This window comes from Achromobacter sp. T5-5 (assembly GCF_055397965.1).
Window position 1 is genome coordinate 3,018,388 of record NZ_AP027919.1, and the last position, 24,885, is coordinate 3,043,272.

Sequence of the window (24,885 nt, forward strand, 5' to 3'; positions counted from 1 at the left end):
CGCTCCGCCCTAACTCCCTAACTAATTAATTCCGCTTTAGCGCAACAGTCACCAGCACCGACGCGTTTTCCAACGCGAAGAGCGAATGTGGCGCCCGGCCCGGCAGATACATCAAACAGCCCGCATCCAGGATATGCGTGGCGCCGCCGGCGGCCACTTCCACGCTGCCCTCCAGGCACTGGAGGGTGATTTCCCCCGCCACGTCGTGCGAGGGCATGCTCTTGCCGGCCAGCAGCACCAGCCGCATGACTTCCAGGTCGCCGGATTTGAAGAGCGCGATCGACTGCTTTTGCGCAAGCGCCGCGCCATAGGGAGAGAGATCGATGACCTGCCCGGGATCCGCGTGTTTCAAGGCCATGATGGCTGTCCTTCGCTGGGATGGGATGAACCAACGATACCCCATCCGCGCGCCGGGCTCGCGCCCGGTTGGCGGCCGGATCAGTTGATCTTGATACCGCGTTCCTTGACCAGATCCTTCCATTGCGCGGTTTCCTTGGCCAGGTGGTCGCGCAGCGCCTCGGGCGTGCTGCCGATGGACTCGGCGCCGATCGAATCCAGCGTCGCTTTCACCTTGGGCTCGGCCAGCGCGGTGCGCATGGCGTCGTTCAGCTTGGCCACCACTTCCGGCGGCGTGCCGGCCGGGGCGAAAGCCGCGAACCAGGGCATCAGCTCGTAGCCCGGCACGCCGGCCTCCTGCAGCGTCGGCACGTTGGGCAGCGCGGGCGAGCGCTTGGCGGTGGTGATGCCCAGCGCGCGCAGCTTACCGCTGTCGATGTGCGGCTTGGCGGACGTGATGCTGTCGAACATGTAGTCGACCTGACCGCCCAGCAGGTCGGCGACGGCGGGGCCGCTGCCCTTGTAGGGCACGTGCAGCATGTCCACGCCCGTCATCGACACGAACATCTCGCCGGCCAGGTGGATCGAGGTGCCCACGCCGGCAGACGCGTACGTGTAGTGCTTGGGCTGGGCCTTGGCCTTGGCGATCACGTCCTGCACGCTGGTCGCGCCGGTGCGTTCGGGATTGGTGACGAGCACGTTGGGCACGACGGCCAGCAGCGAGATCGGGGCGAAATCCTTGGTGGGGTCGTAGTTCAGGCTCTGGTAAAGCGCGGGATTGACCGCCATGCCGTTGGCGACGATCAGGATCGTGTAGCCGTCGGGCTTGGCGCGCGCCACGGCCGCCGCGCCGATATTGCCGCCCGCGCCGGCGCGGTTTTCGACGATGAAGGACGTGTTGAGCTGCTTGCCCATGGACTCGCTCAGGGTGCGTGCGATGCTGTCCATGGCGCCGCCGGGCGGAAAGGGCACGATCCACTTCACCGGCCGGTCGGGATACGCGTCGGCGTGCGCGGCGGTGGCGCCGGCCAGCAGCGTGGCGGCCAGCAACGCGCGGGCAAAGGGTTTGAATACATGGCGCATGCGCATGGTTGTCTCCGTGTTTCTCGAATTATCTGCGGCGCCTGTTCCATTCATACTTTGAATGTCAGGGCCTGAACGCTTAGCGGCAGTATCGCTTGCCTTTTTCCAGGGTGTCCAAGACTATATGGGTTTCGATTGATACCTTCAGGGTCTGAATCAAGATGGAACTCCGGCATCTGCGTTACTTTCAGGCGGTGGCCGAGGCGGGCAGCTTCACGCTGGCGGCCTCGCGCCTGCACATCGCCCAGCCGCCTCTCAGCCGCCAGATCCGCCAGCTTGAAGAGGAGCTGGGCGTGCAGCTCTTCGAGCGCACGACCCGCGCGCTGCGCCTGACCGAGGCGGGCCGCTTCCTGCTCGAACAATCGCGGCTACTGACCGCCCGCCTGGAAGAAGTGCTGGAAGGCACGCGCCGGCTGGGCCAGACCGAGCGCCGCTGGTTCGGCATCGGCTTCGTGCCGTCCACGCTCTATGGGTTCGTGCCCGAGCTGATCCGGCTGCTGCGCAGCGCCGATGATCGGGTCGAGGTCGGCCTGATGGAAATGAACACCCTGCCGCAGCTTGAAGCCCTGAAGGCGGGCCGCATCGATCTGGGCATCGGCCGCATCCTGCTGGATGATCCGGCCATCGAACGCCGCGTGCTCATGACCGAACCGCTGATGGCCGCGGTGCCGCTGCATCACCCGCTTGCGGGACAGGCCAGCGTCTCGGTGGACCGGCTGGCGCGCGAACCCTTCGTGCTCTATCCGGCCCGGCCGCGCCCGAATTACGCCGACCACGTGCTGGGCCTGTTCCGCGCCGCCGGGCACGCCGTGCAGGTGGTGCAGGAAGCCAATGAACTGCAGACCGCCATCGGACTGGTCGCCGCGGGGCTGGGCGTTACCGTGGTGCCGGCCTCCGTGCAGCGGCTGCAGCGCCAGGACGTCGCCCACGTGCGCATCGACGCCGACGCCTTCGTGTCGCCGGTGATCGTCAGCTACCGCAAGGACGACGCCTCCGCGTTTCTGGCGCAGGCGCTGGAACTGGCGGGCGAACTCGCGACAAGGCAGGGATCCGGATCGCGCTGACGCCAGCGCAGCGCCAATGCTGCGCCACAGCAGCACCAATGCTGCGCCAGCGCGGCCGGGCGGCGGTCCGCCACGGTATATTGCCCCCATGAAAAAGCTAGACATCCCAGCGCTGGAAATCTTCGTCGCGGCCGTCGAGGAAAAGAGCCTGTCCAAAGCGGCCGAGCGCGAAAACCTGGTGACGTCCGCGGCCAGCAAGCGCGTGGCCGAACTGGAGCGGCATCTGGGCCGCACGCTGCTGCACCGGCACGGGCGCGGCGTCGAGCCCACGCCGGCGGGCGCATTGCTGTACCAGCGGGCCAAGGCCATCCTGCGCAGCGTGCAGCTCACCGAGCAGGCCATCAACGGCTATACCCTGGACGGCCAGGCGAAGATCCGCCTGGCTTCAAACCCGTCCACCATCCTGCAATTCCTGCCCGGCGTGATGGGGCGCTTTCTGGCCGGCCGCAGCGACGTCAGCGTGGACCTGCTCGAAGGCCACAGCTACGACATACCGCGCATGGTCGCCGAGGCCTCGGTGGACATCGGCATCTATCACGCGGACCACCCGGTGCCCGGCGTCGCTTCGTTTCCCTTCCGGCGCGATCGCGTGGGACTGGTGGTGCCGGTGGGCCATGCGCTGGCGGGCCGTTCCGAGTTGTACCTGGAAGAGGCGCTGGACTACGACCTGCTCGGCTATTTTCCGCGCCATTCGCTCGACCAGTTCCTGGCCTACGCGGGGCAGACGCTGTCGCGGCCGCCGAACGTGAAGCTGCAGGTGTCCAATTTCGAGACGCGCTGCCGCATGATCCGCGAGGGCCTGGGCATCGGCGTGGTGCCCGAAGGCATCGCGCGGCACTACCTGTCTTCGATGGGACTGGCGCTGCTGCGGCTGCGCGATGACTGGGCCGAGCGCCAGTTCTACGTGTGCGTGCGCGATACGAGCCAGCTTGCGCGGCCGGTGGACGACCTGCTCAAGGCGCTGACGGCGCCGCAGTTGCAAGGGGAGTGACCCGGCGCGGTGGTGGCGCAGCCGTCAGCCCGCGCCACGGCCCCGGGAGATCGGACGTACCCGCGCCCGCGCGTCCTCGCGCTATGCGCCCTGTCGCCTGCGCGCCGCCTGCGCCAGCACCGGCCGCAGATAGCCGAGGAACCGGTCCGGGTCCTCGCTCATGGGAAAGTGGCCCATGCCTTCCATGATCTGCCATTGCGATCCGGCGATGCGGCCCGCCAGGAATTCCGTGTCCTGGGGCGTGCAGGAATAGTCGTATTCGCCGGTCAGCAGCCACAGCGGGCAGCGCTGCGTGTCGATGCCGGCCACGCGGTCGCGGATGTCGCCGTCCGCGGTATAGAAGTGCAGGTCCCCCTTGAACACGCCCGGACCGCTCTGCATGTAGTGCCACAAGGTCTCCCAGCGATGCTTCTCGGGGCTGCCCGGCCCGACCAGGCCCGACACGATGCCGGCGCAGACTTCGCCGCCGTGCACGTCCGGCCGGTTCAGCCATTCCAGGTCGTAGTACGGGTCGACGTGCGCGCCGGACTGCAGGCCGATGGCGCCGCCGAAGCGGTCGGCGTGCTCAAGCGCCAGATGCAGCACGATGCGGCCGCCGATGGAGCAGCCCATCACCAGCGGACGGTCCAGCGCCAGCGCGTCGGCCACGGCGATGATCGCCTCGGCGTAGTCCTGCGAGGTCAGCCGGTAGGTTTCTTCCTGCCAGCCCTCGGGCGGGGACGATTTGCCGTGCCACGGCAGGTCGAAGGCGATGACGCGGAAGGATTCCAGGATGGCCGGGTCGTTCATCACCGCGCGGTACTGGCGCGAGTCCGCGCCGGCCGTGTGCAGGCACAGCAGCGGGGTGCCGCTGCCGGCTTCTTCGACGTAAATGCGCTGCGGGCGTCCACCCAGCGGCAGGTGCAGATAGCGGCCGACGATGGGCTCGAAGCGGGCGGGGCTGGCGTTCACAGGGACGCTCCTTTGGCGCGCGGGCAGGCCAGCACGTCCTTGAAGTAAAGCAGGTGGGACATCAGGGGATGGAGGTCGCCTTCGGCGCGCAGGCGGCGGAATTTCACCAGCGCCATCAGGTCATGGAAACCGGGCGCGGGCCTGGGGCTCCAGAACTGCGCCCAGTCGGCCGCGGCCGCGCGCAGCGCGAATTGCCAACGCGGCATGACGAAGGGGCCGCGGCGCACCGATTCGATGCGGCCGGCCTGCACGGCAATGAGATAGGCCGTGTCGCCGCACTCCAGCAGGAACACCGTGTTCAGGTGCCGGCCTCGCCATACCAGCCGCTCCTGCCGGTTCACGGCGTCCGCCAGTCGGTGAAGGATGAAGTCGTCTTCTTGCATTGCGTTGTCCTTGTCACAGGGGCGGAACGTCCAGGCGGTAGATGCCGTCGCCGTCGACGGCGCGTGGATAGCGCTGGGTGACGGCGGGGTCGTGGCCGGGCACGATGTGCGCCTCGGAATCCGCCAGGGTCCGGATGCGCGCATAGCCCTCGAGCATATCGCCCAAGTGGAAGATGGCGGGAAAGGGATTGTTGTCCTGGAAGTTGCGGTAGTAGTGCAGGGCGTCGGACGCCAGCACGACCCAGCCGCGCGCCGTGTGCACGCGCACGACCTGCAGGCCCTGCGTGTGCCCGCCGATGCGGTAGATCTCCAGCCCGGGCGCCAGCCGGGCATCGCCATCGTGAAAGCACACGCGCCCCGCGTACACCTGGCGCACCACCGCCTGCACGTCGTCCACCGAGAAGAAATGCCGCATCGATTCAAAGCACATGTAGCGGCCGGTGGCGTATTGCATCTCGGCGTCCTGCAGATGCACGCGCGCATTCGGATAGGCCTCGACGTTGCCGGCGTGGTCGTAGTGCAGATGCGTCAGGATGAGGTCGCCGATGTCCGCGGGCGCCAGCCCCAGCCGGTCAAGCGCCGCCTCGGGCTGCAGCGTGAAGGCGCGGTTGCGGGCGCGCGCCGAGCAGGCGCTAAAGCCCGTGTCGACCAGCACGTTGCCTTGCGGACCGCGCAGCAGCCAGCAAAAGAAGTCCATCGGCATGGGCCCGTCATGGACGTCGACGCGTGACAGGAAGTTGTCGGCCGCGCGCCGCGTGACGCTGGCGTAGCGGATCGCATAGACCTCGTAGGCCGGCGCGTCGCCGGCCGCTTGCGGCGTGGGAATCATGGTTTGACCAGCTTGCACTGGCTCTCGGACAAGGGCATGAACGCCTGGTCGCCCGGCACCGTGCGCACGATCTTGTAATAGTCCCAGGGCGCTTTGGATTCCTTGGGCGACTTGACCTCCACCACGTAGGTGTCGTGGATGAGCTTGCCGTCCTCGCGCAGGCGGGCGTTGCGTGCGAACGCATCGTGGATGGGCTGGGCCCGCAGCGTTTTCATCACGACGTCCACATTGTCCGACCCCGACTTCTCGACCGCCCGCAGGTAGTTCAGCACCGCGGAATACTGGCCCGCCTGCAGCGCCGTGGGCATCTTGCCCGACGCCTTGTGAAAGCGCTGCGCAAAGGCGCGCGTCTCGTCGTCCATGTCCCAGTAGAAGGTCTCGGCAAAGGTCATGCCCTGGCCGGCGTCCAGGCCCACGCCATGCACGTCGGTAATGCTCATCAGCATGGCGACCAGCTTTTGCTTGCCCGCCAGGCCGAACTCGCGCGCCTGCTTGATCTCGTTCTGCAGGTCCGCGCCCGCGCTGGCGAAGGCGACGGCATCGGCCTTGCTGGACTGCGCCGACAGCAGGAATGACGCGAAATCGTTCCCCGGGAACGGATAGCGCGCCGACCCGGCCACCGTGCCGCCGCCTTCCTTCACAAAGCGCATGCCGTCGTTTTCCAGCGAGTGGCCAAAGGCGTAGTCGGCGGTCACGAAGAACCATTTCTTCGCGCCGGCCTCCACCAGCGGCAACGTGCCCACCTTGGCGAGCGCGTACGTGTCATAGACCCACTGGACATTATTGGGCGAGCAGTCTTCGCCGGTGATGCGGGTGGCGCCGGCGCCGGTCACCATGGTCATGCGGCCTTTTTCGCGGGCGATGTTCATCACGGCCAGCGCGACGGCGCTGTTGCCCAGTTCGGTCACGACGTCGACCTGGTCGCGGTCCATCCATTCGCGCGCGCGGCTGGCGGCGACGTCCGTTTTGTTCAGGTGGTCGGCGGACAGCATTTCGATGGGCTTGCCCAGCACCTTGCCGCCAAACTCCTCGATGGCCAGCCGCGTGGCCAGTACCGAGCCGGGGCCGACGTTGCCGGAATAGGCGCCGGACATGTCCGTCAGCACGCCGATGCGCACGACGCCGTCGGATATGCCTTCGGACGGCTGGGCCTGCGCGGCGCCGGCCAGGGCGGCAACCGCGATCGCGGCGGTGATTCCGGTGATTTTCTTATGCATGGTGTTCTCCTTTGGATGGTGCGGCGGCGCGGTCGGTCGCCGCGCCGCTCGGGTGATGGCTGCGCGCTACATCTGGCTCACGTACTTGACCTGCATGAATTCCTGCAGGCCCTCGACGCCGCCTTCCTTGCCCAGCCCGCTGTCCTTGAATCCGCCGAACGGCGTCTCGGGCAGCGAGGCCTGGCAATGGTTGATGCAGACCACACCGCTGTCGATGCGCTCGGACGCGATGCGGGCCGTTGCGGCGTCGCGCGTGAAGACATACGAGGCCAGCCCGAAAGGCAGCCGGTTGGCCTGTGCCAGGGCCTCGTCCAGCTCGGCAAACGGCTGCACCAGGGCCAGCGGGCCGAAGGGTTCGGTGTTGGCGGCCAGGCATTCGGGGCCCGCGTCGCGCAGCACGGTCGGGGCCCAGAACCACCCGGGAAGATCCAGCCGCTCTCCGCCGGCCGCCAGTTGCGCGCCGTGCTTCAGCGCATCGGCCACCAGGGTTTCCATTGCGGCGAGCCGCCGGGGATTGGCCAGCGGTCCCATCTGCACGCCGGCTTCCAGGCCGTTGCCCACGCGCCAGCCGCGCGCCCGTTCGGCCAGGCGCTCCACGAAGCGTTCGTACACGCTTTCATGCACGTACATGCGGGTGGGCGACGTGCAGATCTGGCCGGAATTGCGCAGCTTGGCCGCCAGCACGGTATCGGCCGCGCCGACGGGATCGGCGTCGCCGAACACCAGCACGGGCGCATGCCCGCCCAGTTCCAGCGTCGCCCGCTTCAGGCCGCCCGCCGCCATCATCGCCAGTTCACGGCCGATGGACGTGGAGCCGGTGAAGGTCACCATGCGGATGACCGGCGAGGCGATGAGACGCCGGGAGATCTCGGCCGGATCGCCGAACACCATGTTCAGCACGCCCGCGGGCAGCCCCGCGTCCGCCAGCGCGCGGCCGATCTCCAGCGCGATGGCCGGTGTTTCCTCGGAGGGCTTGATGACGATGGAGCAGCCCGCGGCCAGGGCCCCGGCGATTTTGCGCGACGGCGTGATCGCCGGCGCGTTCCAGCCCGAGAACGCCGCAACCGGGCCGATGGGTTCCGGGATCGCCATCTGGCGGATGCCGCCCACGCGGCCGGGGATCAGCCGGCCATAGGTGCGCCGCGCTTCCTCGGCGCCCCATTCGAACATCTCGGCGGCGGTGGCGACTTCCTTTTCGGATTCGGCCAGGGGCTTGCCCAGTTCGCGGGTGATCAGCCACGCCAGTTGCGGCGTGCGCTCGCGCATCAGCGCGGCGGCGCGGCGCAGAATCGCCGCCCGGTCCAGCGGCGCCGTGTCGCGCCAGCCCGGAAAGCTGCGGCGCGCGGCCTCCAGGGCCTCGTCGACGTCATCGGCCGAGGCCATCGGCAATCGGCCCAGCACCGCCTGCGTGGCGGGGTCGATCACTTCCAGGCCGGGGCGGGCGCCGGCCGCGACCGCGCGGCCGCCGATGAGCAGGGTCAGTTCGGGGTAGTCCATCTAGTCTGCCTTTGCGATGTGGCTGGTCTGCATGACCTGCGCCCAGCGTTCGGTCTGCGAGCCGATGTGGCGGGCGAAGTCGTCGGGGGTGCCGCGCATCGGGTACTGGCCCAGCTTGAGCAGCGCGTCGCGCGCTTCGCCGGTGCCCATGACCTTGTTGATGGCGGCGTTCAGGCGCTGCGTGACGGCGGGCGGCACGCCGGCCGGCGCCAGCACGCCGTTCCAGGGTTCGGCCGTGAAGCCGGGAATGCCGGCGGCCTGCGCCACTGTCGGCACGCCGGGCGCCACCGAAGACGGCTGCGCGGCGGCGATGCCCAGCGCGCGCAGCTTGCCGGCCTGCACCTGCGGCATGGCGGCGATGGCGCTCAGGAAGGCCATGTCCACGCGCCCGGCCACCAGGTCGGCGATGGCCGCCGAGTCGCCTTTGTAGGGCACATGAGTGATGTCGACCCGGGTGGCGCTCTTGAACCATTCGCCCGCCAGGTGGTTCACCGCGCCGCTGCCGGCCGACGCGAAGGTCAGCGCGCCGGGCTTTTCGCGTGCCCCGGCGATCAGCGCCTGCACGGAGTCGAAGGGCGAACTGGCCGGCACGACCAGCAGGTAGGGATAGCTGGCGACCAGGGCGATGGGCTGGAAGTCCTTGAGCACCTGGTAGTCGACCTTTTGCTTGTAGACGGGTTCGATCGACAGCGTGCCGCTGCTGCCCAGCATCAGGGTGTAGCCGTCGGCGGGCGCGCGCCTGACCGCCTGCACGGCGACCACGCCGTTGGCGCCGGCGCGATTTTCGACCACGACGGTCTGGCCGAGCTCGGTCTCGAGCTGGCGGGCGAGGTAGCGGCCGACGGCGTCCGTCGGGCCGCCGGCGGTAAAGCCGATCACCAGCGTGATCGGGCGGGTGGGATAGTCCGCGGCGGCGGCGTTCATGCCGATCGTGGCGGCGAGCAGGGGCAGGGCCCATCGACGTAGCAGGGGTGTCATGGATGTCTCGGACAGGGAATGGGCGGCGCGCGGCGCCGGATGGACGGCTTACGCGTAGCCGCGCTCGATCAGCTTGACCATCACCGGGTAGTACTCCTTGACGTAACCGGCGGCGCGCGTGCGCTCCAGCAGGTCGTGCGTCAGCTTGGCCGCCCGGGCGTCCACGTCGCCCTGGCTGGCCAGTTCGAGGGCCAGCAGGATGTCCTTGATCGCGTATTCGGTCGGAAAGGTCTTTTCCGGGAAGTGGGACGGGGCCAGCGCCTTCTGGCCCGGATTGCGCAGCACGAAACTGTCGGCCGACCCCTTGCTCAGCGCATCCAGCAGCAGGGTGCCGTCCACCCCGGCGCTGCGCCCGATCGTGACGGCTTCGGCCAGGGCGTGCACCGTCATGAAGACCACCATGTTGTTCATGATCTTGACCACCTGACCGTTGCCGATGCCCCCGCACAGCAGCACGTCGGAGCCCATGCAGGACAGATAGGGCAGGACCGTGTCGTAGTCTTCCCGGGTGGCGCCCACCGTGATCATCAGCGTGCCCAGCCGGGCGGCCTCGCGCATGCGCGCCACGGGTGCGTCGATCAGCACGATGCCGTGGCCGCGCAGCACTTCGGCCAACTGGCGGGTGCGCGTGACGTCGCTGGTGCTCATGTCCACCACGATGCGCACCCGGCCCGCGGCCTCGACCAGGCCGCCCGGCCCGGTGCAGACCTGTTCCACCTGCACGATGCTGGGCAGCGACAGGAACACGATCTCGGCGCTTTGCGCCACCTCCACCACCGACGCGCAGGCATGCGCGCCCAATTCGCCGATGCGGGCCACCGGGTCGGGACTGATATCGGTCACGTACACCGGGTGCCCGGATCGACGGACCAGATTGGCGCACATGGGTTCGCCCATCACGCCCAGGCCGATGAAGCCCAGCGGGGTCTTGGTCTCGCTCATTACTTCCTCCTTGGTCATGCGTTGTTTTTCTCGTCTTGCCATGCAGCTTACGGATGCCGCCGGCGCGGCGGTATGAAAAATTGGCAAAGCAACGTTCACCAATTCCGGCCCCTTCCGATCAAGAAGGCTCGTTTTCCTTTTTATCAATCCTCGCGCGGCGCGGCCGCCTAGAGTGATCGGCAGAAGCGAACGGCGCGCAAGCTGCGCCGCACTCACCACGGAGAGACGAATGCTGCTGGACACCATCGCCGCCTATGGCGCGAAAGACGCTGTAGGCCGATTGCCCGAGGAGGTCATCCACTACGCCAAGCGCGCGTTCCTGGATTGGCTGTCGGCGCTGTACCCCGGCACCCGCGCCGCGCCGTGCCAGCAACTGCTGGGCGCGCATGGCGCCGAGCTGGGGTCGGGCGCGTCCAGCCTGCCTGGTTGCGCGACCACGGCCTTTGCCGCGACGGCGGCCTGGATCAACGGCAGCGTGTCGCATGCGGTGGAGTTCGACGACATCTTCCGCGACGCGGTCTATCACCCGGGCTGCCCGACCATCGCCGCGGCGCTTGCCCTGGCCGAAGAGCACGACGCCAGCGGTCTGGCGCTGCTGCAGGCGATCGTGGTGGGCTACGAGATTTCGACGCGCATCGGCGCGGCGGTGCAGCCCGGGCACTACCGCTACTTCCATACGACGGGCACCGTGGGCTGTTTCGGCGGCGCTGCCGCCGCCGCGGCCCTGTGCGCGCCGGGCGATGCGCAGGTCATGCTGCACGCGCTGGCCACCGCCGGCACGCTGGCCAGCGGCCTGCAACAGGCTTTCCGGTCAGACGCCATGAGCAAGGCGCTGCATGCGGGCCATGCCGCCGAGGTCGGCGTGCGGGCCGGGCAGGGCGCCGCGCACGGCATCACGGGTGTGCCGGACATCCTGGAGGGCGAGGTGGGCTTTGGTGCCGCGTTGGCGCGCGACCCCGACTGGCGGCTGGCCGTGGCCGGCCTGGGCGAACGCTACAACATCCTGTCGATCACCCAGAAGAACCACGGCTGCTGCGGCCATACGTTCGCCGCCATCGACGCGGCGCTGGCGTTGCGCGAGCGCGGCCTGCAGCCGGACGATATCGCCGCGTTGCGGGTCGAGACATACCAGACCGCGCTGGACGTGACGGGCAATTTCCAGCCCGCCACCGCGTTCGAGGCGAAGTTCAGCCTGCCGTATGTAGTGGCGCATGCGCTGGTGCACGGATCGGTGCGGCTGGAGGCCTTTGGCGCGGCGCGGCTGCACGATCCCCGCCTGCGCGGGCTGATGCAGCGGCTGGAACTGCGCGCGGCCCCGGACCTGTCGGCGGGCTTTCCGGCGATGCGCGCCGCGCGCCTGTCCGCCACGACGCTCGGCGGCGACGTGCTGGAACACCACGCTCCCTACCGCAAGGGCGACCCCGAGGCGCCGCTGTCGGACGCGGACCTGAACGACAAATTCGCCGAGCTGGCCGGCCCCGTGCTGGGCGGCGCGCGCATGCTGGCGCTGCGCGACGCCGTCTGGCGCCTGGAAGCCATGCCGGTGCGCGCCCTGCGCCTGGCGGCAGACATGCCCAAGCTTTGAACGCCCACTTTCCATGGCCCTTATGACGACTGCCAATTCCATGTCCATTTCTTTCGCTGACGCGCTGCTGTCTCCCCGTGCGGTCGCCCTGGTGGGCGCCTCGGGCGACGCGCGCAAGAACACCGCGCGCCCGCTGCGCTTCATGCGCAAGCACGGCTATGCCGGGTCCATCTATCCCGTCAACGCGGGCCGCGCCGAGATCCTGGGCGAGCGCGCCTATCCGTCGCTGGCCGAGCTGCCCGGGCCGGTGGATCACGTCTTCATCATGATTCCCGGCGACGGCGTGGCCGCCTTGCTGCCCGACTGCGCGCGGGCCGGCGCGCGCGTGGTGACGGTCTATTCCGACGGCTTCGGCGAAGCCGGGCCGCAAGGGCAGGCGCGCCAGGCCGAGCTGGTGCGGCAGGCGCGCGCGCTGGGCCTGCGACTGCTCGGGCCGAACAGCATCGGTCTGGCCGACCTGCACGGCGGCGGCATCCTGTCCGTGAACGCCGCCTTCGAGGCCGACACCCTGCTGGCCGGCGGCATCAGCCTCGTGTCGCAAAGCGGCTCCATGATGGGGTCGCTGCTGTCCCGCGCCGCCGCGCGCGGGTTTGGCTTTGCCAAGTCGGTCTCGGTCGGCAATGAAAGCGACATCACGGTCGGCGAAGTGGTGGACGCGCTGGTGGACGACGCCCGGACCGAGGTGATCCTGCTTTTCCTGGAGACGCTGCGCGCCGCGCCCACGCTGGCGCGCGCGCTTGCCCGGGCGAGCGCGGCCGGCAAGCCGGTCGTGGCCTACAAGCTTGGCCGCTCCGAGCAGGGCGACGCGCTGGCGCAGTCCCATACCGGCGCCATGGCGGGCAACGACGTGGCGGTGGACGCCTTCCTGAAGGCCCATGGCGTCATGCGGGTGCAGCACTTGGAGACCCTGTTCGAGATCGCGCCGCTGGCTGCCCGTTACGCGCGGCCCGCGGGTGGCAGCCGGGCGCGGGAGGGGAATGCGCCGCGCGTGGCGGTCATTACGACCACGGGCGGGGGCGCCGCGACCGTGGTCGACAACCTGGGGCTGCGCGGCCTGGCGGCGGTTGCACCGCCGGCCGCGTTCGTGCGGGAGATCGCGCAGCGCGGCCTGAAGATACGCGAAACGCCGGTCATCGACCTCACCTTGGCGGCGTCCAGCGAGCAATACCGGATGCTGCTCGAAGCGCTGCTGCGCGCCGATTGGTGCGATGCGGTCCTGAGCGTGGTCGGGTCGTCCGCGCAGTTTCATCCTGCCCTGGCCGTCCAGCCCTTGCTCCAGGCCGACAAGCCCGCCGCCAAGCCGCTGGCGGTGTTCCTGGCGCCCGAAGCGCCGGCGTCGCTGGCGTTGCTGCAGGCAGGCGGCATCGCGGCGTTTCGCACGCCCGAAGCCTGCGCTGATGCGCTGGCCGTGTTCTTTGCGCCGGAAGGCCGGCCGCCCGGGCAGGGTGCGCCGCAGCCGTGGCCGGACGGCCTGCCGCGCAGCGGCATGCTCAGCGAGTTCGAAGCCGCGCAGGTGTTCGCGGACCTGGGGGTGCCGGTGACGCAAGGCGAGCTGCTCGCGCCGGACCGGCTGGATCACCGCGTCCCGTACCCGCTCGTGGCCAAGATCTGCTCGCGCGACCTGGCGCACAAGACCGAGCTGGGCGCGGTGCGCATCGGCATCCGCGACGCCCAGGCGCTGGAAGCGGCCGCGCGCGAACTGCGCGAGGCGGTGCGGCTGCGCGCGCCGGATGCCCGGGTCGACGGCATCCTCGTGCAGCCCATGGAAGACCGCCTGATCGAACTGATCCTGGGCTACCGCCACGACCCGCTGGTGGGCCCGACCGTGCTGTTGGGCGCAGGCGGCATCGCCGCCGAGCTGGCGCCGGATTTCGCGGTGCGTCTGGCGCCCGTGGACGTCGACGAGGCCTGGCGCATGATTTTCGAGGTCCGCCAGACCCGTCTGGTCCGCGGCTTTCGCGGCCTGCCCGAAGGCGATTGCGAGGCGCTGGCGCGCGCCATTGCCGCCTTCTCGCGCCTGGCGCTGTGCGATGGCGTGCGCGTCGAAGAGGCCGAAATCAACCCCTTGTTCGTCCGCGCCGATGGCGTGGTCGCCGTCGATGCCCTGGTCCGCCTGGCCTGACCGGCATCCACTTTCCCACTCTTGCATCAGGAACCCTAAGATGGACTTCACCCTCACTCCCGAACAGCGCGACTTCCAGACGGCCGTGCGCCGCTTCGCCGACCGCGAATTGCGCGCCGGCGCCGTGGAGCGCGCGCATTCCGACGACTACCCCTGGGACATCGCGCGCCTGATGGCGGGCCAGGGGCTGCTGGGCATCACGGTGGCGCAGGAGGACGGCGGGATCGGCGGGTCGCTGATGGACGCCGTCATTGCGATCGAGACCGTCGCCGCCGTCTGCCCGCGCAGCGCGGACGTGGTGCAGGCAGGCAACTTCGGCGCCATCCGCGTCCTGGCCGAGTACGGCAGCCCCTTGCAGAAACAGAAGTACCTGACGGGCCTGCTGGCCGGCGAAGGACTCATCTCGGTGGGGATGACCGAACCGGACGCGGGCTCGGCCGTCACGGAGCTCAAGACCAGCGCCACGCGCGCGGACGGCGGCTGGCGCATCAACGGCACGAAGATCTTCACGACGCACGGCCCGCACGCCAGCGTCATCCTGGCCTACGTGCGCTTCGCGCCCGGCACGGCCGGCATCGGGTCGGTGCTGATCGGGACCCGCGACGAAGGCGTCAAGCTTGGCAAGCGGTCCGCCTTCATGTCGGGCGAAGAATGGGTCGAGATCTTCTTTGACAACGTCTTCGTGCCGGACGACATGGTCGTGCTGGGCGAGGGCGGCTTCAAGAAGCAGATCGCGGGATTCAACGTCGAGCGCATCGGCAACACCGCGCGCTCGCTGGCCCTGGGACGTTATGCGTATGAAGAGGCGCGCAACTGGGCCATGCAGCGCAAGCAGTTCGGCCGCCTGCTGTGTGAGTTCCAGGGCCTGCAATGGAAGTTCGCCGACATGCGCATCAAGCTCGATGCCGCCCAACTGCTGCTGTACCGGGCCGCGACCGGCGCGGACACGGGGTTTCCGTCCGCGACGGAGACCGCCATCGCCAAGGCCTATTGCAACCAGGTGGGCTTCGATGTGGCCAACGATGCCTTGCAGGTCCTGGGCGGACTGGGCTACAGCCGCGAGTCCCTGGTCGAATACTGCGTGCGCCGATGCCGCGGCTGGATGATCGCGGGCGGGTCCATCGAGATCCTGAAGAACCGCATCGCCGAAGGGATCTTCGAGCGCAGCTTCCCGCAGCGCCCGCCGCGCTGACAGCGGGATGTCGCGGCGCGCTGGCGGCGTGCCGCCGCCGCGCTACCGGCCCGCCGCCGGGGCGTACGCGCCCATCAGCTCCACGATCCAGTCGATGAACGCGCGCAGCTTGGCGCTGACGTGGCGGTTGGGCGGGAACGCCACGTACAAAGGCATCGGGTCCATCCGCCAGTCCTCGAAGACCGGGACCAGCTCGCCCCGCGCAAGGTGGGGTTCGGACATGTAGTCCGGCAGCCACAGCACGCCCATCCCCGCCAGGCCGGCGGCCAGGTAGGCGTTGCCGTCGTCCACCGCCAGCACGTAGCGGCCCTGCACGTTGATGATCTCGTTGGCGCGCCGCATCGCATAGGGCAGGGCGCGGCCCGTGCGCGCCCACAGAAAGCCCACGATCCGGTGGTGCGAATCTTCCAGCTCGCGCGGGTGGGCGGGCTTGCCCGCCTGCTTCAGGTACGAGGGCGCGGCATAGACGCCCAACCGCAGGTCGCCGACGCGGCGCGCCATCAGCGACTGATCGGTCAGCTCGCCGCCGCGCACGACGCAATCGACGTTCTCGCCGATCAGGTCGACGATGCGGTCGCTCACGCCCATGTCGAGCTGGATGTCGGGGTAGCGGGCGTGAAAGGCCGGCAGGGCGGGCACCAGCACCATGCGCGCAAGGGGGCTGGGCACGTCCACGCGCAGCCGGCCCCGCGGGGCTTCCGATGCGCTGGACAGGCTGGTCTCGGCGTCGTCCATGTCCGCCAGAAGCTTGATCACGCGCTCGTAGTACGCGGCGCCGTCCGCGGTGACGTTGACCTTGCGCGTGGTGCGGTTCAGCAACCGCACGCGCAGGCGCGCCTCCAACTGCTGGACGAGCTGCGTCACGCTGGTCTTGCTCATGTGCAGGGTCTCGGCCGCCTTGGTGAAGCTGCCGGTCTCCACCACGCGCGCAAAGGCGTTCATTGCGTCAAAACGGTCCATGGCGGCTCCAGGGGATTGGTGGAAGTGGGGGAATGGGGGGGATTGTTTGGATTCTACAAATAGTGTGGGAGGGGCTCGCCCGTTTATCCGCAAGTCGCGCGCCGGTAGAGTTTCTCCAGGTTCTTCCCATTCACGACGGGCCGCTTCGGCCCACCTCTGGAGCACGCTCATGAATACTCGCGACGTCGTCTTTCCTCCTCATCGCCATGCGTTGTATGAACGTAACCGTTATTCGCCGGCGGTTCGTTCCAACGGTTTTCTCTTCGTGTCGGGTCAAGTCGGCAGCCGGGACGATGGCTCGCCCGAGCCCGACCTGCGTCAGCAGGTGCGCCTGGCCTTCCAGAACCTGAACGCCATCCTCCAGGAGGCGGGCGGCTCGTTCGACGACGTGGTCGACGTGACCGTGTTCATGGTCGATCCGCAATCGCAGTTCGAGGCCATGTGGGAGGTGGTGCCCGAGTTCTGGGGCGACGCGCCGTACCCCACGATTACGGCGGTGGGCGTCACCTGGCTTTATGGATTCCAGTTCGAAATCAAGGTCATCGCCAGACTGCCGGATGTCGCCGCAGTATGAGCGCAAACCGTCCGGCGCGGCCGGCATCGGCACTGTACCGCGGCCAGAACCGCCCGTAATATCCCTGCATCGACGATTGCGGCCCGCCGTTCATTGCGCCGGGCGGCGCTTCATGCAAAGGAGCGGGTCATGGCCATGCCATTCAAGCAAGTGGACGTATTCACCAGCGAACCCTACCGCGGCAATCCCGTGGCCGTGGTGCTGGACGCGCAAGGCCTGTCGGATGAACAGATGCGGCGCATCGCCAACTGGACGAACCTGTCTGAGACCACATTCGTGCTGCCGGCGACGCAGCCCGGCGCCGATTACCGGGTCCGCATTTTCACGCCGCAGGCCGAGCTGCCGTTCGCGGGGCATCCCACGCTGGGCACCGCGCACGCGCTGGTTGAAGCCGGCATCGTCTCGCCGCGCCAGGGCAGGCTCGTGCAGGAGTGCGAGGCCGGGCCGATCGAACTGACCGTCACGGAGATCCCGGGCAGCAGTCCGCTCATCGCGTTCACGCTGCCGGAGCCCGCGTTCACCACGCTGGATGCCGGCGAGATCGACGAAATGGAGTCGATATTGGGGTCGGCGGTGGTGCACGATCCCGCGCCCAAGCGCGTCGGCGTGGGCCCGGTGTGGACGATTGCGCAATTGCCCAGCGCCCAGGCGGTGCTGACGCTGAGGCCGGATTTTGCGCGCATGGCCGACTTCGACCGCGGCAACGGGGCCGCGGGCATCGTGGTGTACGGCGCGTACGGCGAGGGGGCGGAAGCGGCCGTCGAGGTGCGGGCGTTCGCGCCCAGCCTGGGCGCAAACGAAGACCCCGTGTGCGGCAGCGGCAACGGCGCGGTGGCCGCCTTCATCCGCGATGCGGGGCAGGTGCCGCAGTTCGGAACCGAATATCTCAGCTCGCAGGGCGCGGCCGTGGGTCGGTCGGGACGGCTGAGCATCGCGTTCGACGCGGACGGGGCGATACGCGTGGGCGGGCAATCCGTCACCTGTATCGACGGCCGCATCGCGGCCTGAAGGGGGCCGCGCTGGCGGGCGGGGTTCGCGCGGCGCGGGTCGTGGACTATGCTTGAACGTCGCGCATCGCAGCAAGGGTTGAGCGCATCACTTTCCTGTCCAGGAGGAGCAAGATGGCCAGCAAAAACACGATATGCCTGTGGTATGACGGCGCCGCGCTGGACGCGGCAAGCTTTTACGCCAAGACGTTTCCGGACAGCGCCGTGGGCGCGGTCCATCGCGCGCCCGGCGACTATCCCTCGGGCCGGCAGGGCGACGTCCTGATGGTGGAATTCACCGTCATGGGCATTCCCTGCGTCGGCCTGAACGGCGGCGACGCCTTCACGCACAACGAATCCTTTTCCTTCCAGGTCGCCACCGACGACCAGGCCGAAACCGACCGCCTGTGGAATGCCATCGTCTCGAATGGCGGCCAGGAGAGCGACTGCGGCTGGTGCAAGGACAAATGGGGCGTCTCGTGGCAGATCACGCCCCGCGTGCTGCTCGCGGCGGTCACCGACCTGGACCAGGCGGCGGCCAAGCGCGCGTTCGAGGCGATGATGACCATGAAGAAAATCGACATCGCCACGATCGAGGCGGCCCGCCAGGGGCGATCCGCCTAGCCGGGGACCAGCACGCGCAGCGGGCGCCCGGCGGACGCGGCGACTTGCCCTGATCGGAGGTTGTCCGTTTTGAGGGGCGGATCAGGCCCCACGATCGTCAGGAGAAAGCTAATCCGGGGCCGGATGGCGCGGGCCGGTGCGCGGCCCGGCAGGGCTATCCCGGGCGCGCGGAAACCGGGGAACGAGCCAGTTTTCACCGTAAAATCCGGGCGCTGCCGCGATATTTCGGCGCATTCTCCTCATTTCAGAGATGTACGTCGATCTCCTCACTCTTTACCTGCTGGCCGTCGGCACCCTGCTCGTCAGCGCCGGCCTGATGTTCTGGGAACAGCGGACCAATCCCACGCGCAGCAAGGAATTACGCATCCTGGCATCCGGGTTCGCCACGCTGGCCGCGGGCTGCGCGGCGGCGCTGTACCGCCACGATCTTCCTGGCGTCACCGGATCGGCCTTGAGCAATCTGGTCATCCTGGGCGGCTACCTGCTGGTGCTCAACGGCGTCGCCGCCCTGAGCGGACGGCATTACCTGCGCACCTCCGTGGGCATCCTGGCCGGCATGGGACTGGTCTGGGCCATCGGCGGCGTGCGCTGGCTGGACGTCATGTGGACGTACGTCAGCTCGGTGCCCATTGCGCTCATCAGCGGCCTGACGGCCTGGGAGGTGTGGCGATGCCAGGCGCTCAAGCCGCGGCATTCCCGGTACATCGTCGTCGCGGCCGCCGGGGTGCACACCGCCCTCTACGCCGCCAGGGCGTTCATCCTGCCGTGGTTCGCCACGCAGCCCGGCCAGCAGATCCAGGCGCTGGTCGGCAAGCTGACCATCTACGAAGGCGTGCTGTATTCGGTGGTGTTGCCCATGACGCTGCTCAAGCTGATCCGCGACGAAACGCACCGCCAGTTGCTGCTGGAGTCGCAGACCGACTACCTGACCCGGCTGGGCAACCGGCGCTGGTTCTTCGAGCAGGGCGCGCGCATTCTTGACGGCAAGAAAGGGCGCGGCGCGGTGTCGGTGCTGGCGTTCGACCTGGACCACTTCAAGTCCGTCAATGACCGCTACGGGCACCAGGCGGGCGACAAAGTGCTTAAGTCGTTCGCGGATATTGCGCGGGACGTGCTGGGGCACGACACGATTCTTGCGCGCATCGGCGGCGAGGAGTTCGCCGCGCTGCTGTGGGGCGACGACGCCGAGGGCGCCCACACGCTGGGCAAGGCCATGGCCGAGCGCTTCGCCGTGACGGTCTCGAACCGCATGGATGGCATCGGCATCGCGGCGACGGTCAGCATCGGAATGGCGCGCTTCAATGGCGATGCGCCCGAGATCGTGGAGGCGCTGGCGCAGGCGGACCGGGCGCTTTACCGCGCCAAATCGCTGGGCGGCAACCGCCTGGAGCTGGCGCCGCGTTCGGCGGCCACGGCCTGAGCGGCGGGCAGGACCGCCAGACTGCCCCGCGCCCCGCGCTATCGCGCGACGTACTCCTTGCGCGCCGCGTCGTACGTATAGGCCACCGCGTCGGCAGCGCCCAGCTTGCGGGTCTTGCCCGGCCCGGAGATCGTCGTCCCGGTGAACTGCACGGTCACCTGCGGCAGGTCGGCAACGCCATGGGCGCTGAAGACCAGCTCGCCTTCGCTGCGCGTACAGGGCATGACATCGCCATCCGCGCAGGCGGGGCCGTTGTCTTCGCCGGCAATCACGTTGCCCGCGTAGGCCCACACCTTGTCCCGGCTCTCGTCCTGCCGCTTTTCGGGCGGCGTGAAGACGAGGAGCGTGTACGCGCTGATGGTGATGCCGTTTTCGAACGATTCCGTCGGCACCGCCAGCACCAGTTTGCCGGAGGCGGTGCGGAATTCACGCGGCTTGCGCCGGGGGTCGACTTCGGGGGCGCGTTCGTAGGCGCCGAATTCGCCGATGGCGGGTTCCATGCCGCGAAACTTCCAGGGCTGCTCGGACGACGGATTGTCCAGGATGAACGTGGCTTCGGAAAGGTTGACCGGAGTGGTGGGCGCGATGTCGTCCTCGCCCGGCTTGCCGTAGCGTTCGGCGGTTTCCCAGACGAATCCGGTGTAGTACTGGACGCCTTCCACGTCGAACGCGTGGCCGTACCAATAGGTGGCGAAGCTGCCGTTGGCAACCTCGGCGGCGTCGGCGCCTTTGCTGTCGACCTGGTGGATGGCGTACAGGACGGACGCGGCGTCGGGCGGCGCGACCTCGGCGGCCGCTGTGAACGCCGCCATCAGCGTGGCCGCACACAACGCGGCAGCCGCGGCGCGGGGCCGCAAAACCATTCCATGAGACTTGCGCGACACCGCCATGGTCCTCTCTCTGTGGGTTCGATCCGGGGCGCCAATCGGGGCGCCAGGCTAGGGCGCCAAATCGTTGGCGGCCTAGAACATAGAGGGAGGGTTCCGCGGGTGTCAAGGCAAGGCTTGCCGTGCGCGGGCGCCGGAAAGCGGCGCGGCGCACGGCGGGGCGATGCGTTCAGGGCGCTTGCGACCCGCCGCCGCAGGGCGCCGCAGCGCCCGGACGTCGCAAGCCGCGCGACGCGGGCGGCTAACGTATCGTTACCTTGGCAATACTCGGGGTTACCGCCCCGCGGCGCCAGGGGGCGCGCAAGACCCGCGCGCTAGCCCTGCACGAGATCCCGCGCCCGCGCGTCATGCCGGCCCAGCCGGGCCAGCAGATGGTCCACTTCGCCCCTGGCCTGCGGCGTCAGCGCGCTGCCGGGGCGGCGCTGCGCGGCGCTGGCCAGGATGCCGCGGCGCATCATGACGTACTTGCGCACGGCCAGGCCCACGCCCGGCTGCTGCTCGTAGCGCAGCAACGGCAGGTGCGCGTCGAAAAGGTCGTGCGCGGCCTCGGTGTCGCCCGCGCCCACCATCCTGACGAAATCGCACAGCATGTCCGGGAAGCAATAACCGGTATTGGCGCCATCGGCCCCGCGCGCCATCTCATAGTCGAGAAACAGGCCATTGTTGCCGCACAGGATCGAGATGTGGCGCATCGAGTCGTCGGCCTCGAAGCGGCGCAGCGCCGAGATCTTCTCCAGGCCCGGCCAGTCTTCGTGCTTGAGCATCACGCACGAGGGCAGGTCGGTCACGATGCGGCGGATGACGGACGGCGCCATCTGCACGGAGAACGTCAGGGGATAGTCCTGCAGCACGAACGGCACGTCGTCGCCGATGGCCTCCACGGCCTGGTGGTAGTAGGCGACGATCTGGTCGTCGGTGCGCAGGGTGTTGGGCGGGGCGATCATCACGCCGGCGGCGCCCCGGTCCATCACTTCGCGGGTCAGCGAGCGCATGGACGCGAAGCCCGGGGCGGACACGCCCACCACGATGGGCAAACCGCCCGACCGGGCGATCACGCGGGAGGCGATCTCCAGCGATTCCGAGAAGTCCAGCTTTGGGGCCTCGCCCAGTTGCCCGAGCACGGTCAGGCCGGTGGACCCGCAGGCCAGGTAGAACGCCATCATGCGGTCTATCGAGTCATAGTCCACGGCGCCGTCGTCAAAGAAGGGCGTGGGCGCGATGGGGAATACGCCCTTGGCGTCTGCAGTCAGTTTCATCGTCTATGTCCTTGAAAAAATTAAGAAGACGCCGCGCGGGGCGCGTTCAAATGCTGGCGATCAGGCCGCCGTCCACGCGGATCGTCGACCCCGTGATGTAGCTGGCGCGGGCGCTGGCCAGGAAGGCGACGGCGTCGCCGTATTCGGCGGGGTCGCCGTAGCGGCCCACGGGAATGGAAGCGGTGCTTTCGCGGCTGACGTCCTCGACGCTGCGCCCCTCGCGCTTGGCGCGGGCCTCGTCCAGGAAGGTGATGCGGGCGGTCGCGATGCGGCCCGGCAGCACGATGTTGGACGTGATCCCGTCCTGGCCGACTTCGCGCGCCAGCGTCTTGGACCATCCGACCAGCGACATGCGCAGCGCGTTCGAGATGCCCAGGTTCGGGATCGGCGCGATCACGCCCGACGAGGTGCTGGTGATGACGCGTCCCCAGCCTCGCTCGCGCATGCCGGGCAGGATGCGGTCGGTCAGTTGAACGACGGACAGGACCATGCCTTCGAAATGCTCGCGCCACAAATCGGCCTGCTGGCCGGAGGCGGGCGTGGGCGGCGGGCCGCCGGTGTTGTTGACCAGGATGTCGACGGGACCGGCGTTGGCCTCGATCCAGCCGACCTGCGCGTCGATGGCGTCCAGCGCCCGCAGGTCCCATTGGCGCGCGTGGGCGGTCTGGCCTGTGGCCTTGATCCTGTCGGCCGTGGCCGTGGCCGCTTCGAGGCTTAGATCGGCCACCACCACCTTCACGCCTTCCCGCGCCAGCGATTGCGCGATGGCCCCGCCCAATCCGCCGCCGCCGCCCAGCACCAGCGCCGTCTTGTTCGCGATACCCAGATCCATGCTTGCCTCCAAAAAGAAAAATGCCTGGCTGGCCGGCGCGCCCGTCAGGGGCGCGCCGTGGCCCTGACGGGTATTGTCGGTGTTGCGCCGGCTTGGGGGAAACGGAAAATGCGCGGCTCATGCATTCATTTTGTGAATGATCAATGCCGCGGGCGGCCCGCGTCATGGCGCGTTGCTGTTCAATGTGCGGGCGGTCCACGGTATATTGGGCCGCCCCATCCATGTTCCAAAAGAATGAACCCGCGCCGCCTCACTCCGTCGATGTCCCTGTTGCTGGCGTTCGAAGCCAGCGCGCGCCACCTCAGCTTCACGCGGGCGGCGACCGAGCTGGCGCTGACGCAAAGCGCGGTCAGCCGGCAGGTGCAGGCGCTGGAGGAATTGCTGGAGGTCCCGCTATTTCGGCGCGTGAAGCGCCGCATCGAGCTGACCGAAGCGGGCCGGGGCTACCAGAAGGAACTGGCGGCGGCGCTGCAGCGCATCCGCAGCGCGTCGTTGCAGGCGATTTCCCACCGCAGCGGGCGCGGCGCCTTCCACCTGGCCGCGCTGCCGACATTCACCGCGAAATGGCTGATGCCGCGGCTGAACCGCTTCTATGAACGGCATCCCGGCGTCCTGGTCCACCTGCATTCGCGGGTGACGCGCTTTGACCTGGACCTGGCCGGCATCGACGCCGTGATCGCCGTGGGCGACGGCGATTGGCCGGGGCTGGTGCCGCACCGGCTGCTGGACGAGCAGGTTATCCCGGTGATGAGCGCCGAGATGGCGGCCAGCGATCCCGCCCGCAAGCCTGCCGACCTGGCGCGGCACACGCTCCTGCAGGTGGCCGCGCGGCCCGACGTCTGGCAGCGCTGGTTCGAGGCGCACGGCTTGCCCCTGCGATCCATGCGCTGGGGCGCGCAATTCGAACTGACCACGCACCTGATCCAGGCCGTGGCCTCGGGCATCGGCATCGGCTTGCTGCCCACGTTTCTGGTGCAGGACGAATTGCGGCAAGGGGTGCTGGTGCCCGCGCTGAACGAGACCTTCAGCACGGGCGCGGGGTATTTTTTCCTGGCCTCGCAGGACAAGCTGGCAACCCCGGCGCTGGCTGCGTTCCGCGATTGGCTGCTGGAAGAAAGCGCCGGCGCGCCTGCGTGATTCAGGCCTTGGACCCCGCCGGCCGTCCGGGCGGCTGCGCGTGCAGGTCCCGGGCCGCGCCGCCGCCATAAGGGGCCAGGGGGCGCGGCGTGGGGGGCGAGTTGGAAATCTGGCGCGCCGTTTCCAGCATCATCGGCACGAAGCGCGAGATGGCGCGCTTTGCGGTCCACTTGGTGGCCGACACGGATAGCTGCAATCCTGCGACGACGCGCTGGCTCATGTCGTAGATGGGTACCGCCAGCGCAAGGTCGCCACGGTAGTACTCCTCGAGGCAGCAGGCATAGCCTTGTTCTCGAGCGATTCTTACCTGCGCCATCAGCGCGTCCAGATCGGTCAGCGTGGTGGGGGTGTACTTCACGCGGTCGCAGGCCTGGAGCGTGGCAAGGGCGTCTTCGTCGCTCAGGCCCGCCAGATACACCCGCCCCGTGGATGAGCAGTACATCGGGATGCGGCGGCCCACCGGCATGTGCACCAGAAGGCGCAGCGGACTGGGAAAGCGGCCGATGTAGATCATGTCCTGGCCGGCGGGCTCGGCCAGGTTCACTGTTTCTCCGGCGTTGCGGTTGAGCTCCAGCAGGAAGGCATTGGCGCGGTCCAGCAGCGGATGCGACTCCAGGTAGCGGCAGCCCGCGTCCAGCGTGCGTGACGACAGCGAATAGCGCTTGCTCACCGGATCCTTGTTCAGCAGTCCGAGCGCTTCCAGCGTGAAAGCAAAACGCTGGGCGGCGCTGCGCGTGATGCCGGCCGCCGCGGCGATCTCGGGCAGGCTCATGGATGCCCGTTCGGCGGTGAAGGCGTCCAGCACGGCAATGCCCGTGGCCAGCGATTGAACATACAGCGAAGAAGATTCCGGATTCATGGCGTCGGGCGGCCACGGCCGCCGTGTACAGGATGCGATATGCACAGATTGCATTCCAATGCGAATGAAAGCAAGAAAAAGCAGCCGAGATTACGGAAATGTTTGTGCTGTTTCATCCGTGAGTTTCGGGAAAACCCTTATCAGATAAGGTCTTATGTGTGGGTAGACCCGTGTTGACAG

24 protein-coding genes are annotated in these 24,885 nt (G+C 68.5%); 10 read left to right on the forward strand and 14 right to left on the reverse strand.

Annotated elements, in window-relative coordinates:
* Window positions 1-25 precede the first annotated feature (25 nt).
* Entirely contained in the window at window positions 26-358 is a 333-nt protein-coding gene (locus ACZ50Q_RS13620; RefSeq protein ID WP_464081867.1) for a cupin domain-containing protein, read from the reverse strand.
* 80 nt (window positions 359-438) lie between these two features.
* Window positions 439-1,425, reverse strand: coding sequence for a tripartite tricarboxylate transporter substrate binding protein (locus tag ACZ50Q_RS13625; RefSeq protein WP_464081868.1), 987 nt, complete (start codon window positions 1,423-1,425; stop codon window positions 439-441).
* A 155-nt stretch (window positions 1,426-1,580) separates the two neighbouring features.
* Here ACZ50Q_RS13625 and ACZ50Q_RS13630 point away from each other — a divergent pair, with 155 nt between their 5' ends.
* Complete coding sequence (locus ACZ50Q_RS13630; RefSeq protein WP_092578220.1) at window positions 1,581-2,483, forward strand: LysR family transcriptional regulator; 903 nt, start codon at window positions 1,581-1,583, stop codon at window positions 2,481-2,483.
* An 88-nt stretch (window positions 2,484-2,571) separates the two neighbouring features.
* A complete protein-coding gene (locus tag ACZ50Q_RS13635; protein ID WP_464081869.1) occupies window positions 2,572-3,474 on the forward strand; it encodes a LysR family transcriptional regulator in 903 nt (300 codons plus the stop codon).
* 81 nt (window positions 3,475-3,555) lie between these two features.
* On the opposite strand, the gene ACZ50Q_RS13640 is transcribed toward ACZ50Q_RS13635, so the two are convergent.
* The 7 genes from ACZ50Q_RS13640 to ACZ50Q_RS13670 form a co-directional block, all read right to left on the reverse strand.
* Window positions 3,556-4,425, reverse strand: a complete 870-nt coding sequence (locus ACZ50Q_RS13640; protein WP_464081870.1) for an alpha/beta fold hydrolase — start codon at window positions 4,423-4,425, stop codon at window positions 3,556-3,558.
* Window positions 4,422-4,808, reverse strand: a complete 387-nt coding sequence (locus ACZ50Q_RS13645; protein WP_464081871.1) for a hypothetical protein — start codon at window positions 4,806-4,808, stop codon at window positions 4,422-4,424. The genes ACZ50Q_RS13640 and ACZ50Q_RS13645 overlap by 4 nt, the downstream gene beginning before the upstream one ends.
* Window positions 4,809-4,821: 13 nt before the next feature.
* A complete protein-coding gene (locus tag ACZ50Q_RS13650; RefSeq protein ID WP_464081995.1) occupies window positions 4,822-5,637 on the reverse strand; it encodes an N-acyl homoserine lactonase family protein in 816 nt (271 codons plus the stop codon).
* Window positions 5,634-6,854 carry an ABC transporter substrate-binding protein gene (locus ACZ50Q_RS13655; protein ID WP_464081872.1) on the reverse strand — a complete coding sequence of 407 codons (1,221 nt, stop codon included), beginning with the start codon at window positions 6,852-6,854 and terminating at the stop codon, window positions 5,634-5,636. The genes ACZ50Q_RS13650 and ACZ50Q_RS13655 overlap by 4 nt, the downstream gene beginning before the upstream one ends.
* Before the next feature lie 66 nt (window positions 6,855-6,920).
* Window positions 6,921-8,351 carry an NAD-dependent succinate-semialdehyde dehydrogenase gene (locus ACZ50Q_RS13660; protein ID WP_464081873.1) on the reverse strand — a complete coding sequence of 477 codons (1,431 nt, stop codon included), beginning with the start codon at window positions 8,349-8,351 and terminating at the stop codon, window positions 6,921-6,923.
* Window positions 8,352-9,329: a Bug family tripartite tricarboxylate transporter substrate binding protein gene (locus ACZ50Q_RS13665; RefSeq protein ID WP_464081874.1), complete on the reverse strand. Its 978-nt coding sequence runs from the start codon at window positions 9,327-9,329 to the stop codon at window positions 8,352-8,354.
* 48 nt (window positions 9,330-9,377) lie between these two features.
* On the reverse strand, window positions 9,378-10,271 hold the full coding sequence (locus tag ACZ50Q_RS13670) for an NAD(P)-dependent oxidoreductase (protein WP_464081875.1): 894 nt from the start codon (window positions 10,269-10,271) through the stop codon (window positions 9,378-9,380).
* A gap of 229 nt (window positions 10,272-10,500) precedes the next feature.
* Here ACZ50Q_RS13670 and ACZ50Q_RS13675 point away from each other — a divergent pair, with 229 nt between their 5' ends.
* From ACZ50Q_RS13675 to ACZ50Q_RS13685, 3 genes are read left to right on the forward strand one after another with little or no spacing between them, the layout of a single operon-like run.
* Window positions 10,501-11,856 carry an MmgE/PrpD family protein gene (locus tag ACZ50Q_RS13675; RefSeq protein WP_464081876.1) on the forward strand — a complete coding sequence of 452 codons (1,356 nt, stop codon included), beginning with the start codon at window positions 10,501-10,503 and terminating at the stop codon, window positions 11,854-11,856.
* 40 nt (window positions 11,857-11,896) lie between these two features.
* A complete protein-coding gene (locus ACZ50Q_RS13680) occupies window positions 11,897-13,978 on the forward strand; it encodes an acetate--CoA ligase family protein (RefSeq protein ID WP_464081877.1) in 2,082 nt (693 codons plus the stop codon).
* A 40-nt stretch (window positions 13,979-14,018) separates the two neighbouring features.
* Window positions 14,019-15,170 (forward strand): acyl-CoA dehydrogenase family protein, encoded by a 1,152-nt coding sequence (locus ACZ50Q_RS13685; RefSeq protein ID WP_092578200.1) that lies wholly within the window; start codon window positions 14,019-14,021, stop codon window positions 15,168-15,170.
* Window positions 15,171-15,212: 42 nt separating this feature from the next.
* Here ACZ50Q_RS13685 and ACZ50Q_RS13690 read toward each other — a convergent pair whose 3' ends face one another.
* A complete protein-coding gene (locus ACZ50Q_RS13690; protein WP_464081878.1) occupies window positions 15,213-16,130 on the reverse strand; it encodes a LysR family transcriptional regulator in 918 nt (305 codons plus the stop codon).
* A 169-nt stretch (window positions 16,131-16,299) separates the two neighbouring features.
* Between ACZ50Q_RS13690 and ACZ50Q_RS13695 the strand changes: the two genes are divergently transcribed.
* From ACZ50Q_RS13695 to ACZ50Q_RS13710, 4 genes are all read left to right on the forward strand, one after another.
* Window positions 16,300-16,704, forward strand: a complete 405-nt coding sequence (locus ACZ50Q_RS13695) for a RidA family protein (RefSeq protein WP_092578196.1) — start codon at window positions 16,300-16,302, stop codon at window positions 16,702-16,704.
* A gap of 129 nt (window positions 16,705-16,833) precedes the next feature.
* Entirely contained in the window at window positions 16,834-17,712 is an 879-nt protein-coding gene (locus tag ACZ50Q_RS13700; RefSeq protein WP_464081879.1) for a PhzF family phenazine biosynthesis protein, read from the forward strand.
* Between the two features lie 113 nt (window positions 17,713-17,825).
* A complete protein-coding gene (locus ACZ50Q_RS13705) occupies window positions 17,826-18,314 on the forward strand; it encodes a VOC family protein (RefSeq protein ID WP_464081880.1) in 489 nt (162 codons plus the stop codon).
* A gap of 250 nt (window positions 18,315-18,564) precedes the next feature.
* Window positions 18,565-19,734: a GGDEF domain-containing protein gene (locus ACZ50Q_RS13710; protein WP_464081881.1), complete on the forward strand. Its 1,170-nt coding sequence runs from the start codon at window positions 18,565-18,567 to the stop codon at window positions 19,732-19,734.
* 38 nt (window positions 19,735-19,772) lie between these two features.
* Here the strand turns inward: ACZ50Q_RS13710 and ACZ50Q_RS13715 are convergent, their stop codons facing one another.
* The 3 genes from ACZ50Q_RS13715 to ACZ50Q_RS13725 form a co-directional block, all read right to left on the reverse strand.
* Window positions 19,773-20,546 (reverse strand): hypothetical protein, encoded by a 774-nt coding sequence (locus tag ACZ50Q_RS13715; RefSeq protein ID WP_464081882.1) that lies wholly within the window; start codon window positions 20,544-20,546, stop codon window positions 19,773-19,775.
* 389 nt (window positions 20,547-20,935) lie between these two features.
* The gene (locus tag ACZ50Q_RS13720) at window positions 20,936-21,877 is read right to left on the reverse strand and encodes a dihydrodipicolinate synthase family protein (protein ID WP_464081883.1); all 942 of its coding nucleotides are present in this window, start codon (window positions 21,875-21,877) and stop codon (window positions 20,936-20,938) included.
* 46 nt (window positions 21,878-21,923) lie between these two features.
* Window positions 21,924-22,709, reverse strand: a complete 786-nt coding sequence (locus ACZ50Q_RS13725) for an SDR family oxidoreductase (protein WP_464081884.1) — start codon at window positions 22,707-22,709, stop codon at window positions 21,924-21,926.
* Between the two features lie 234 nt (window positions 22,710-22,943).
* On the opposite strand from ACZ50Q_RS13725, the gene ACZ50Q_RS13730 reads away from it, so the two are divergent.
* On the forward strand, window positions 22,944-23,846 hold the full coding sequence (locus ACZ50Q_RS13730; protein WP_464081885.1) for a LysR substrate-binding domain-containing protein: 903 nt from the start codon (window positions 22,944-22,946) through the stop codon (window positions 23,844-23,846).
* A 1-nt stretch (window position 23,847) separates the two neighbouring features.
* On the opposite strand, the gene ACZ50Q_RS13735 is transcribed toward ACZ50Q_RS13730, so the two are convergent.
* On the reverse strand, window positions 23,848-24,705 hold the full coding sequence (locus ACZ50Q_RS13735) for an IclR family transcriptional regulator (protein ID WP_464081886.1): 858 nt from the start codon (window positions 24,703-24,705) through the stop codon (window positions 23,848-23,850).
* Between the last annotated feature and the right edge of the window lie 180 nt (window positions 24,706-24,885).